This window comes from Actinomadura rubrisoli, from assembly GCF_004349215.1.
In the GTDB taxonomy this organism is placed as follows: domain Bacteria; phylum Actinomycetota; class Actinomycetes; order Streptosporangiales; family Streptosporangiaceae; genus Spirillospora; species Spirillospora rubrisoli.
Genome location: NZ_SMKU01000446.1, coordinates 1 through 6444, shown reverse-complemented (window position 1 = coordinate 6444; position 6444 = coordinate 1). Strand labels below are relative to the sequence as shown.

General features: G+C 73.9%; 9 protein-coding genes. 3 read left to right on the top strand and 6 right to left on the bottom strand.

Translation table 11 applies throughout. The features are described from left to right. Positions 1-180: 180 nt before the first annotated feature. Positions 181-1092, bottom strand: coding sequence for a hypothetical protein (locus E1298_RS42535; RefSeq protein WP_131903061.1), 912 nt, complete (start codon positions 1090-1092; stop codon positions 181-183). Positions 1093-1123: 31 nt separating this feature from the next. Further along, on the bottom strand, positions 1124-1459 hold the full coding sequence (locus E1298_RS42530) for a hypothetical protein (protein WP_131903060.1): 336 nt from the start codon (positions 1457-1459) through the stop codon (positions 1124-1126). Between E1298_RS42530 and E1298_RS42525 the strand changes: the two genes are divergently transcribed. Beyond that, positions 1458-2132 carry an arsenate reductase/protein-tyrosine-phosphatase family protein gene (locus E1298_RS42525; protein ID WP_243726175.1) on the top strand — a complete coding sequence of 225 codons (675 nt, stop codon included), beginning with the start codon at positions 1458-1460 and terminating at the stop codon, positions 2130-2132. The genes E1298_RS42530 and E1298_RS42525 overlap by 2 nt on opposite strands. Before the next feature lie 18 nt (positions 2133-2150). On the opposite strand, the gene E1298_RS42520 is transcribed toward E1298_RS42525, so the two are convergent. The 4 genes from E1298_RS42520 to E1298_RS42505 form a co-directional block, all read right to left on the bottom strand. Continuing rightward, complete coding sequence (locus tag E1298_RS42520; protein ID WP_131903058.1) at positions 2151-2519, bottom strand: ArsR/SmtB family transcription factor; 369 nt, start codon at positions 2517-2519, stop codon at positions 2151-2153. 3 nt (positions 2520-2522) lie between these two features. After that, the gene (locus tag E1298_RS42515; RefSeq protein ID WP_131903057.1) at positions 2523-2714 is read right to left on the bottom strand and encodes a DUF3073 domain-containing protein; all 192 of its coding nucleotides are present in this window, start codon (positions 2712-2714) and stop codon (positions 2523-2525) included. Positions 2715-2813: 99 nt separating this feature from the next. Next, positions 2814-3590 (bottom strand): alpha/beta fold hydrolase, encoded by a 777-nt coding sequence (locus tag E1298_RS42510; RefSeq protein WP_131903056.1) that lies wholly within the window; start codon positions 3588-3590, stop codon positions 2814-2816. Positions 3591-3621: 31 nt separating this feature from the next. Next, positions 3622-4596 (bottom strand): LysR family transcriptional regulator, encoded by a 975-nt coding sequence (locus E1298_RS42505; RefSeq protein ID WP_131903055.1) that lies wholly within the window; start codon positions 4594-4596, stop codon positions 3622-3624. A gap of 84 nt (positions 4597-4680) precedes the next feature. Here E1298_RS42505 and E1298_RS42500 point away from each other — a divergent pair, with 84 nt between their 5' ends. Next, entirely contained in the window at positions 4681-5742 is a 1062-nt protein-coding gene (locus E1298_RS42500) for an aminotransferase class V-fold PLP-dependent enzyme (RefSeq protein ID WP_131903054.1), read from the top strand. A gap of 79 nt (positions 5743-5821) precedes the next feature. Further along, positions 5822-6442, top strand: coding sequence for a helix-turn-helix domain-containing protein (locus E1298_RS42495; RefSeq protein WP_131903053.1), 621 nt, complete (start codon positions 5822-5824; stop codon positions 6440-6442). Positions 6443-6444: the final 2 nt, after the last annotated feature.

Below are 6444 nucleotides of genomic sequence, written 5' to 3'. Positions count from 1 at the left end.
GAGCGGGAGGGGGCGGCGGAGCATCCGGGCGGCGCTGGAGTGGTCAGGCGACATGGGGCCGGGTCCTTTCGGGGACGTGAACGCGGGGACCGGCCGGTCGCCCGCGAGACGACCAGCCGGTAGACCGGGAGAGGGGATGGACGGGGACGGCCGAACGCGGGTGGCCGTGGAAGCCGCGGGCTACCCCGCGGGGGCGCTGGTCGGTTCGGAGACCGGCCCGGTCGCGGGTGCGGGCGGCGTGCGGTGAAGGGCCTGGGCGTAGAGGCCCGCGATGACGATGAGGGCGATCGGCAGGACGTAGTCGCCGACACGCTCCACGAATTGGAACCATTCCTGGCCGACCGCCGGGCGGAGCAGCTCGGTGCCGAGCTTCCAGACCAGGACCGCCAGCAGCAGGCTCTTCCAGGGCCGGAGGAGAATGGCCAGCCCGAGCAGGATCTCGAAGGTCCCGAAGATCACCATCAGATTGGCCGATTCGACGGTGGACCGGGTGATCCCGAAGTAGTCGAAGAATTTGTACCAGTAGGGCTTGTCCTCGAACGCGCCGAATCCGCCGTGCCCGATGAGCAGCAGCGCCAGGCCGCCGCGGGCGGCCCAGTGCGCCGCGATGACGGCGCGGTCGGAGACGGCGGCGGGCGCCCGGGCCGGTACCAGCCAGCCGCGGACCGACCAGCCGCCCAGTCCGACGATGACCAGCAGCGCCAGGGGCATGCCGTAGTTGCCGCCGCGCTCAAGGAACTCCCACCAGCCCTCGCCGACCGTGGGCCGCAGCAGCGCGGTGAACACGGCCCAGACCGTGGCGTGCAGCAGCAGGATGCGCGCCGGCCAGAACAGGATGAGCAGCCCGACGGTGATGTCGACGCTCCCGGTGATGTACATCAGGTGGTCGATGGCGAAGTCGGCGGAGATGCCGAACAGGTCGTAGTAGGGCAGCCAGGCCCGCGAGCGGCTCAGTCCCGCCCAGCCGTGGCCCAGGTACTCGATGCTCACGCCGATGCGCAGCAGCCAGTACAGCTTGGTCAGGGTCGGAGCCTGGGTGATCGCCTCCCACCTGTTCGCCGGTCGTGCCGTCGAGGTGATCTGACTCGTCATGAAACCTCCCAAACTCGGACGAGTTGACCGATCACCCAAGAAGGTAAACGGGAGGTTTCATCAAGGGAAGAGGGGCCTTGAACGTAAATTTCAATTCGCCGGAAGGAATTCCAGAGGCGATAGAAACATCAACGTCAAAACGCCGGTTGACCGCAATAGCGGCACGGTCCATTGACAATGCATTTTGGGAATGGCGAACAAAGCCGCGCCACTGCGAAATCGGCGGCGGCCGGGCGGCCGGGCTGGACGGCGTGCGGCCGGGGTGAGCGTTGGAGCGCGGCGGACCTCCTGCGCCAGATGATCTTGTTGGGCCGCGGGCGGCCTTGACGCATGAAAACACGTCAACAAGCATTGACTCAATGGACATGGACCCTTCGCTTCGCCGGCGGGCGGCGGTGCACCACGCCCTGGCCGACCCGGCCCGTCTGGCGATCGTGGAGGCGCTCATGGTCGGCGACCTGGCCTCGGTGGAGCTGCGGCGCGCGCTGGATCTGCCGTCGAACCTGCTGGCCCACCATCTCGGGGTGCTGCAGGAGGCGGGGCTGATCGGGCGGACGCGCTCCCACGCCGACCGGCGGCGCGCCTACGTCCGGCTGATCCCCTCGGCGCTGCGGGGCCTGACCCCGGTCACGAGGGTGACGGCGTCCCGGGTGGTGTTCGTCTGCACCCGCAACGCCGCCCGCTCGCCGCTGGCCGCCGCCATCTGGGCCGCCCGCAGCCCGATCCCGGCCACCTCCGCCGGCACCCGTCCCGGACCGCGCGTCAACCCGCGGACCCTCAGCGCGGCCCGCCGGCACGGCGTGTCCCTGGACCGCGTCGGCACCCGGCACGTCGCCGACGTGGTGCGGCCCGGCGACCTGGTCGTGGCCGTCTGCGACAACGCCTACCGGGAACTGGGGCCGGGTCCCGGGCGCGCCCACTGGTCGGTCCCCGACCCCGGTCCCGTCGACACCGACGAGATCTTCGACGAGGTGTTCGGGCAGCTGTCGGAGCGCATCGACTGGCTCACCACGCTCACCGGCCCGGGACCCCCCTCCTGACCGGCGGCGCGGCGGCGTCTAGACCGATCCTCCCGGCCCGGCGGTCCCCGGGGCGGTCTCCAGTTCGGCCTCCAGTTCGGCCAGGAGCCTGCCCTGGCCGGCCAGCAGCCCGGTGAGGATCCGCCGGGCCGCGCCCATCAGCTCCGGCACGTCCACGCCGGCCAGCTCGTACACCACCGTCGTCCCCTCGCGGGAGGCGACCACGATCCCGGCGCGGCGCAGCACCCCGAGCTGCTGGGAGAGGCTGGAGGCCTCGATGCCGGTCTCGGCGAGCAGGTCGCGGACCGGCATCGGGCCCTCGCGCAGCAGTTCCAGCACCCGGACGCGCACCGGGTGGCCCAGCGTCTTGAACAGCTCGGCCTTGGCCTGGTACAGCGGTACCGGCACTGCTCAGCCCCGGGCCTCGCCGGCGGAGTCCGCGTCGGCGTCGGGGAGGCTCTCCTGGCCGGCCTCGGGACCGTCCGGGACCGGCGCCGCGGCGCCCAGCTCCCGGCGCAGCCGTTCCAGGTCGGTGCCCCCTCCGCTGTACTTCAGCTTGCGCGCGACCTTCGTCTGCTTGGCCTTCGCTCGACCACGCCCCATTCGGCGGCCTCCTCGCTCATGGCCCGTCCCGGCCCGGGCGGCCGGCGGCTCCACGCTTGGCATTTTATCGAATTGAAGAACTCTTCAAGTCGCGGGGGTTCACTCGGTGAAGCTCTGGACGAGCTGCACCAGCTCGTCCGGGCGCTCGAACAGGACCAGGTGGCCGCAGCCGATCTCGGAGTAGCGGCTGCCGGAGATGCGCTCGTGCAGGTCGGCGGCGGCGAAGGCGGGGACCATGTGATCGTGGCTGAGGCCGACCACGAGCGTGCGCGCGGTGATCTGGGGGAGCATGTCGCGCAGGTCGACGCGCAGGTCGAGGTCGATCTGGCGGTCCGCGCCCGGCTCGCGGACCGACGCCTGGACGAGGGTCTCGATGCCGTCCGGGCCGATGGCCTCCAGGAACCCGGGGCTGTAGCCGGTCAGCACGGCCATGCGGGTGAACAGCCGGAAGTCGGCGCGGTCCAGGTCGCGCCAGAGCTCGAACATCAGCCGCTGCCGGGCGTCGCCGGTGTGCGCCCAGCCGGCGACCAGGACCAGGTTGCGCACCAGGTCGGGGTACAGGGCGGCGGTGGCCGCCGCGACGACGGCGCCGAGGGAGAACCCGACGATGTCCACGGGCCCTTCGGCGGCGGCGCGCGACACCGCGGCGACCTGGGCGGCCAGGGACTCCACGGTCAGCTCGCCGCCCTGGTCGGTGGTCTCGCCGCTGCCGCTGTAGTCGGGGCGTATGACGGTGTGGGCGGCGCTGAAGCGCTCGACCAGGTGGCCCCAGTTGGTGACGGCGCTGCCCTGGGTGCCGTGCAGGAGCACCAGTCCCGGGCCCGAGCCCTCGGTCTGGTAGTGGACGGTGGCGTCGGCGACCGGGATCGACGGCATGGGTGGCCCCTCTCTGGGTGGTGCTCAGGGATCAGGATGCCCGGGCGGGTGCGGGGGCGGAAGATCCCGCTCGGACAGGGTCGCCGTCCCCGTCGCCGTCTCCCTCGCCGTCCGGGACGGGGACGGCGACGGCGGCGAGCTCGTCCAGCAGGGCCGCCACGGCGGGCGGCCGGGGGCCGTCCGGGACGAGCGCGGTGACGCGGCGGCTGCCGAGCCCGGGCGCGGCGGGGACCGCGACGTCCGGCTCGCTGTGCAGGCCGAGGGCCATGGCGGGCAGGGCGGTGACGGCCAGGCCGCGGGCGACCAGCCGCTGGACCGCCACGTGGTCCTCGGTGGCGAAGGCGATCCGGGGGGTGAACCCGGCCCGGCCGCACGCCCACCGCAGGTGCTCGCGGCACCGGGCGCAGCCCGACGCCCAGACCTCCCCGGCCAGGTCGGCGAGGCGCGGCCGGTCCGCGGTGGCCAGCGGGTGCGCGGCGGGGACGGCGAGCCGGATCGGGTCCTCGCACAGCACCAGCTCGCGGAACCGCGCGTCGGTGTCGGGCGGCAGGTGGTCGTAGTTGAACACCACGGCCAGGTCGGCCTCGCCCGCGCGCAGGGCGGCCAGCGCCGTCACCGGCTCGGCCTCCTCCAGGGTGACGGTGACGCCGGGGGCGCGGGCGCGCAGCCCGGCCAGGGCGTCGGGCAGCAGGGCCGCCGCGGCGGTCGGGAACACCGCGACCCGCACCCGGCCCGCGCGCAGCCCGGCGATCGCGGCGATCTGCTCCTCGGCGTCGTCCATCCGGGCCAGGACGTCCTCGACGTGCTCGACCAGGATCCGGCCCGCCTCGGTCAGCCGGACGCCGCGGCCGTGCCGGATGACCAGCGGGGTGCCGACCTCGGCCTCCAGCCGGGCGACGTGGTGGGACACGGCGGGCTGGGTGTAGGACAGGGCCCGCGCGGCGGCGGTCATGGAGCCGAGCCGGGCCACCTCGCGCAGGATCCGGCCGCGGTGCAGGTCGAGCATGCCGCCAAGGTATCAACACCGCTGATGGGTCACCAAGAAGACCGTACTTTGTCCTATGGGACGGGTGTGCCCGATCATCGGGGGATGAGCATCTCGATCGAGCTGGCCCAGCGCGAGTTCACCGCCGGTGTCGCCTTCCTCAACACCGCCACCTACGGTTTGCCGCCGCGCGCCGCGCACGAGGCGATGCTGGCGGCCGAGCGGGACCGGGCCGCCGGGCTGATGGTGCCCGCCCTGCTGGACGAGGCGGTGGCGCGGTCGCGCGCGGCGTTCGGGCGGCTGGTCGGGCTGCCCGCGGGCCGTGTGGCGATCGGCTCGCAGGCGTCCTACTTCGTCGGGCTGGTCGCGGCGTCGCTGCCCGAGGGCGCGACGGTGCTGGTGGCCGACGGCGACTTCACCTCGCTGCTGTTCCCGTTCATGGCCCGGCCGGGGCTGAGCGTCCGGTCGGTGCCGCTGGAGCGGATCGCCGAGGCGGTGGACGGGCCGGTGGACGTGGTGGCGGTGTCGGCGGTGCAGTCGTCGGACGGGCGCATCGCCCCGATGCAGGACCTCATCGCCGCCGCCCGCGGCCACGGCGCCCGGATCCTGCTGGACGCCACGCAGGCGGCCGGGTGGCTGCCGGTGCCCGCCGGCCGCGTCGACTGGCTGGTGTGCTCGGGCTACAAGTGGCTGCTGGGCCCGCGCGGGACCTGCTTCTTCACCGGGACGCAGGAGGCCCTTGCGGAGCTGCCGCCGGTCGGCGCGGGCTGGTACGCGGGCGAGGACGTGTGGGACTCCATCTACGGGGGGCCGCTGCGGCTGGCCGCCGGCGCCCGGCGGCTCGACCTGTCCCCGGCCTGGCAGTGCTGGGCCGGGCACGCGCCCGCGCTGGAGCTGCTCGCCGAGGTCGGCGTCCCGGCCGTCCACGACCACGACGTGGCGCTGGCCCGCCGCTTCCAGGCCGGGCTGGGCCTCCCGCCCGGGGACTCGGCCATCGTGTCGGTCCCGGTGCCCGAGGGCACCGCCGAGGCGCTGCGCGACCACGGCGTGATCGCCACGGTCCGGGCCGGGCGGCTGCGCTGCTCGTTCCACCTTTCCACGACCGAGGCCGACGTGGACCGGGCCGTCGACCTGCTGTCCTCCCGCGTCCTGGCGGCCTCCCGCTGAGCGGGGCCCCTGAGCGGGCCCGCCGCGCGTCCGGCAAATCCTGTTGCCATTTCTGGGACGGGCGGGTGGAATGAGGGGCATGGAGCATACGTCCGCCATCGCCACCGCGCTGGCCGAGGTCGGCCCGCGCCTCAAGCGGCTGCGCACCGAGCGGGGCGTCACGCTGGCGGGGCTGTCGGAGGCCACCGGGATCTCCAAGAGCACCCTGTCGCGGCTGGAGGCGGGCCGGCGCCGTCCCAGCCTGGAGCTGCTGCTGCCCATCGCCCAGGCCCACCAGGTGCCGCTGGACGAGCTGGTCGGCGCCCCGGAGGTCGGCGACCCGAGGGTGCGCTTCAACCCGCGGTCGTCGCGCGGCGGCCGGACGGTGATCCCGCTGACCCGCCAGCCCGGCGGCCTCCAGGCATGGAAGATGATCATCCCGGCGGACCAGCAGCAACCGGACGTGGTGACCCACGAGGGCTATGAGTGGGTGTACGTGCTGTCGGGGTCGCTGCGGCTGCTGGTGGCCGACCACGACCTGGTCCTGGGCCCGGGGGAGGTCGCCGAGTTCGACACCCGCATGCCGCACTGGTTCGGGTCCGCGGGCAAGGGCCCGGTGGAGGTCCTCAGCCTGTTCGGCCGCCAGGGCGAGCGCATGCACGTCCGCGCCGCGCCGCGCGCCCGCCGCGAGAGGCTCCGCGCCGGGGCGGGCGGCCTGTGAGC

Excerpts from the sequence above, each read along its gene's own strand:
- E1298_RS42535 (WP_131903061.1), bottom strand. The coding sequence starts at position 1,092 with ATGACGAGTCAGATCACCTCGACGGCACGACCGGCGAACAGGTGGGAG.
- E1298_RS42525 (WP_243726175.1), top strand. The coding sequence starts at position 1,458 with ATGGACCCTTCGCTTCGCCGGCGGGCGGCGGTGCACCACGCCCTGGCC.
- E1298_RS42530 (WP_131903060.1), bottom strand. The coding sequence starts at position 1,459 with ATGTCCATTGAGTCAATGCTTGTTGACGTGTTTTCATGCGTCAAGGCC.
- E1298_RS42515 (WP_131903057.1), bottom strand. The coding sequence starts at position 2,714 with ATGGGGCGTGGTCGAGCGAAGGCCAAGCAGACGAAGGTCGCGCGCAAG.
- E1298_RS42510 (WP_131903056.1), bottom strand. The coding sequence starts at position 3,590 with ATGCCGTCGATCCCGGTCGCCGACGCCACCGTCCACTACCAGACCGAG.
- E1298_RS42505 (WP_131903055.1), bottom strand. The coding sequence starts at position 4,596 with ATGCTCGACCTGCACCGCGGCCGGATCCTGCGCGAGGTGGCCCGGCTC.
- E1298_RS42500 (WP_131903054.1), top strand. The coding sequence starts at position 4,681 with ATGAGCATCTCGATCGAGCTGGCCCAGCGCGAGTTCACCGCCGGTGTC.
- E1298_RS42495 (WP_131903053.1), top strand. The coding sequence starts at position 5,822 with ATGGAGCATACGTCCGCCATCGCCACCGCGCTGGCCGAGGTCGGCCCG.